The 3,991-nt window shown below is 39.4% G+C and carries 3 protein-coding genes and 1 tRNA gene; 1 reads left to right on the top strand and 3 read right to left on the bottom strand.

What is annotated here, in order from left to right; all coding sequences use genetic code 11:
- Positions 1-251: 251 nt before the first annotated feature.
- Positions 252-716: a YchJ family protein gene (locus tag Q338_RS12115; RefSeq protein WP_034295848.1), complete on the bottom strand. Its 465-nt coding sequence runs from the start codon at positions 714-716 to the stop codon at positions 252-254.
- Positions 717-791: 75 nt separating this feature from the next.
- Here Q338_RS12115 and Q338_RS12110 point away from each other — a divergent pair, with 75 nt between their 5' ends.
- Positions 792-1,202: a hypothetical protein gene (locus tag Q338_RS12110; RefSeq protein ID WP_034295845.1), complete on the top strand. Its 411-nt coding sequence runs from the start codon at positions 792-794 to the stop codon at positions 1,200-1,202.
- 121 nt (positions 1,203-1,323) lie between these two features.
- Here Q338_RS12110 and Q338_RS12105 read toward each other — a convergent pair whose 3' ends face one another.
- A complete protein-coding gene (locus Q338_RS12105) occupies positions 1,324-3,441 on the bottom strand; it encodes an Ig-like domain-containing protein (RefSeq protein WP_034295842.1) in 2,118 nt (705 codons plus the stop codon).
- A 431-nt stretch (positions 3,442-3,872) separates the two neighbouring features.
- Positions 3,873-3,946, bottom strand: a tRNA-Gly gene (locus tag Q338_RS12100).
- Positions 3,947-3,991 lie beyond the last annotated feature (45 nt).

Below are 3,991 nucleotides of genomic sequence, written 5' to 3'. Positions count from 1 at the left end.
AGCAAGCGTAGGGTGGGCAACTCGTTGCCCACGCAGTTCAATCAGATACACATAAAATGATGTTTTAATGTGCAATATTTCATTTCAGGCTGCCTTTCAGTACACAACAATTTTTCCAATCACAAATCATGTAGGGTGCGCCGTACGCACCAAATGACTGAATAATTTAAATATTGAGGTGGATTTGGTGCGCACAGCGCACCCTACTGTTATTTTTGTCGTGTACTGAAAGGCAGCCTGAAACCCTGTTTTCATTTGAAAAACTGCCCACAACACGCCTTAAATTTACGCCCCGAACCGCAAATACACGGCGTTTTCATGCTCGGCAAGGCGACAGTTGGGTCAATAAAATACCATCGCCCATTGATTTGCACAAAAGCGGACAATTCGCGGTGTTGGTGCGCCGTGCCGTGTTCGGCGAAATGGGCGGTAAAGTCCACTTGCGCGTGGCTGGGGCTGATTTTGGCAAGATGACGATGAACCACTAAACCCAGCCATTGTGCGCTGCGCGACCATTGTTCTATGCTGGCGCGGTCTAATTGATGTTGCTGGGCGGGGACGGTAGTTTGAATAATATAATCAATTTGTTGCATAGCATAAGCTGCGTAGCGTGAACACATTAATTGCTCGGCGGTTTCAGGCTGCCTGTGGTTTTGATGATAGGGCTGGCAACAATTTTCGTAGGGCTGTTCAGATTGACAAGGGCAAAGATTCATTTATTTACCTAAACACTTATTTACAAAAAAAAGACTATGATAGGGTTTTTTCAAACTTTAGGAAATGAGCCAATCATGAAAAAACAATTATTCTGCGCCATCGTGTTGGCAAGCATGGCAACACCAGCGTGGGCGTGTTCCCAATTGCCCGCTTTTCAAGTGTTTATGGCAATCAATGATGTAAACAAAGACGGCGCGTTAAGCCGCCGCGAATTTCTGAACGCGAAATTGAGCAATGCCGATTTTGGTAACAATTTACGCATTCAATTTAAATTAAACAAACGCACTTTTCGCCGATTAGACAGCAACCGCGATGGCATGTTACGCAACGAAGACCAAAACGCTTGGTATGATTTGGTGCAATACAAACGTGCGCCCTGCGCTGATTGGGAAGAAGAAATGCAGCGCATGATACAACAAGACAAATCACGCCAAACATCGCCTAATTCAGATATTCAAGAAACCATCTGGCTACCCGCCCAATAAAAATAAGGCAGCCTGAAACATTATTTTCAGGCTGCCTGTTTTAAGGGCAATCAACTATATAGTCGAAAACACTACAGCGTTACCAACGCTGTACTGGTTTAAATTGAATTCACTATAAACTTTAAATAGCTGCTGCTGCCAGCATTTGTGTATGGCTTAAGGATGATGCATTAGCTTGCCAAGTATCACTCACACCCCCACTACTGCTGCCAAAAGCCGCCATGGCATTCATAAAATTGTGTGCAGCACCAAATGCACTGGTAATTTGCTGGGCAGTAATGGTTTCACCAGAGCCCAAGCGCACATTTTGCACAACTTGATTCCCACCTGCAAACCAATCTTTCACTGTTACACTACTACCATCTACACGCAAAATTAAATCATTGCCACGTTTACCTAAATTGTTCATCACACCATGATAGCTGGCACCATTTAACACCACAGTATCACGTCCCCCACCATTGGTATAAACAATATCGTGTCCAAAATCATTGCCGTCAAAAATGTAGGTATCATTACCTTCACCGCCAGCTAATTTGTCATTGCCTTTGCCGCCATTGATTTGGTCATCACCACGATTACCCATGATAACATTATCTGCTTCATTACCTTTGAGCGTATCATTGTGGTGAGAGCCAAGTAATTGTTCAATTTGTGTGCCATAACCGATAAAAGCTTGACCTTTAGTGCGTGTGCCATTGCGATTGGTTACCAAATTTTCAGTTTTTTGACCACTGTAAATCCATGAACCAGGTGTTAAATCTACATAAACACCCTGACGTTCAGCAGAAGCATCAAATGTGTCTAAACCTGCTCCGTCCCAAATATAAATATTATTACCCATAACCGATTGATCAAACGCCTTAAAGCTATAAGTATCATTACCTGAACGTTGATTACGGTTTACACCATAACGATAGTGAATAGCAGCTAAGTCAAAAATTTGCAATCCAGCATTGGTCATTTGCTTAGAGTGATTATAAGACATTGTGGTATGTCCTGAATTTTCCTCACTGCTGGGTAAAAATGGACCACTTAATACACCATTGTTACTACCATAATTACCTGAATGTTTTAAACCTAAACTATGTCCAATTTCATGTACAGCCGTACCATAGCCCCCACGCCATGCTTGAGCCGCACTACCTGTTTTATTAAACGCTGTATCGGTTTTATATACGGAACTATTTAAGTGTACATCACCACCAAAATATGCAAACCCAAGAACCAAACTGTTATTACTACTGAAAACAGGCTTACCATCATTTGTATAAGTGGGCGTATTATTTAATGTTTCACGGTGCATACCACCACAACAATGGCACATATTTTCAGCAGTTGCTTGTACACGCGTATTGGTACTGGATTTGTTTAAATTATCTAAATAAAAACGAAAATCTGCATTTTCATTGTCATTTACTTCAGTAAAAGTAATATTGGCATAAGTACTGTATTCATTTAATGCCATACGAATCGCATTTTTTTGAGTATTAGAATATTGCTTGAAACCTTGCTCATTATGGTGTGCTTGCGTAGCAAAACTATAGTTTACATGGATGCCACGCCCCACTCCCTCCCATTTACCACGCCCACCTGATGATGGGTGTCCCAAATAACCTTGATTAAATGCACTATCAATGGAACGAATAAAATAAGCTACCTGAGCCTGCCCTTTATCACCAACATCATGTGAACTCACAGAACCCATAATACTATTATAATCAGGTGGCATAGGAATATCATTGCCAGATGGTTGGGTAATAGGTTGAGATGGTGGATTATAGGGAGGGTTATAAGGTGGATTATAGGGTACTTCAGGCTGTGGGATAGGTGGAGAATAAGTATTATTAGACACGTTATAAGTATTACGTGCAGTAGTATGGTAGTATAAATTACCAATTTTGGTGTAAACAGTCGTTTCAATGGTGCGATCGGCATCATCAACTAAATCTTGACCACGTACATCAATGGCAAAACTATAATCGCTACGTACTGTGCCATTATATTCTTTATCATTCAAATAAATACGTACCAAATCCCCTACTTGAGCAGTATGACCCACATGACCAGTAATGCTAACCAGACGCCGACTTTCGTCCTCGGAAATAAAATTGTCGCCAGTAATATCATTCACTAAAATACTGGGATATAACTCATTGTAATTAAAATTAAATTGCGGAGCACTATCCGAAGCAGCACGTGTATTGATGAAATTTTGAAATTGATTATTGAGTTTCATGATGAAATCCTCTGATAAGTTAAAATATTATGGTTTGCTAAGAATGACATGAAGTCTAAACGCAGCAATATACTTATCACATTTACAATACATTGCAAATGCAATTTGCAAGTAAATAAAAATCTCTCCTATTTACATTGCACTTTCATCATAAAACAAAAAAATGCTCTAAACAATCTAAAATAAACAAACAAAAAATGCAAACTCCCAATATTCGGGTCATAGCCCTTATTGTGTTTTCATTTTTTTACAATTTAAAACAAAATACAACATATTTTAGATAAAATAGTTTAAAATAGCATTATTTAGTCAAAAATAAATAAAAATTGCTAAAATCGTGTATATAAATACAAAAACAGCCTGAAAATATTATCTAAAAAATATTTTCAGGCTGCTTATTTTAATATTTATATTCATAATCTTAAATATTTTGGAGCGGGTGATGGGAATCGAACCCACGTCAGCAGCTTGGGAAGCTGCTGTCTTACCATTAGACGACACCCGCGAAATTACCATTATAAACCCATTTGGCTGATTTGAAAATGGCAGG

It is taken from the genome of Alysiella crassa DSM 2578, assembly GCF_000745955.1.
Classification (GTDB): Bacteria; Pseudomonadota; Gammaproteobacteria; order Burkholderiales; family Neisseriaceae; genus Simonsiella; species Simonsiella crassa.
The sequence above is the reverse complement of the archived record's forward strand: the minus strand, read 5'-3'. Positions and strand labels throughout refer to the sequence as shown.

Excerpts from the sequence above, each read along its gene's own strand:
- Q338_RS12110 (WP_034295845.1), top strand. The coding sequence starts at position 792 with ATGAAAAAACAATTATTCTGCGCCATCGTGTTGGCAAGCATGGCAACA.
- Q338_RS12115 (WP_034295848.1), bottom strand. The coding sequence starts at position 716 with ATGAATCTTTGCCCTTGTCAATCTGAACAGCCCTACGAAAATTGTTGC.
- Q338_RS12105 (WP_034295842.1), bottom strand. The coding sequence starts at position 3,441 with ATGAAACTCAATAATCAATTTCAAAATTTCATCAATACACGTGCTGCT.